Raw genomic sequence first — 301 nt, forward strand, 5'->3', positions numbered from 1 at the left:
CTCATAAACAACACTCAAAATATCAAAGACTGTCTTTTTCTCGTATCGATGAGATTTTCGTCCGTTGCGCTGTAGGAGGTTAAACAGACGAAGGAGAACCTTTGATAGCTCTTGGGTGTTTTTGTGTAATGCTTGGTGAAAAAGTAAAAAATAATCCTTAATTATGTACATCGCTTTATATTCACTTAGCTCTTTCTGTTTCTTACGTAACAGGAGTTCTCGCATTTTAAACATAGTAGAAGAACATAATAGAATACTAATGAGTTGCCCATAAAGGTGACATTCTAATCGCTCTTGTTTA

1 pseudogene is annotated in these 301 nt (G+C 34.9%); it reads right to left on the reverse strand.

From position 1 onward, the window contains the following. Positions 1-301: pseudogene (locus U860_RS0129785) on the reverse strand (IS4 family transposase); the annotation flags it as partial.

It is taken from the genome of Bacillus sp. H1a, assembly GCF_000633475.1.
GTDB lineage: Bacteria > Bacillota > Bacilli > Bacillales > Bacillaceae_G > Bacillus_A > Bacillus_A paramycoides.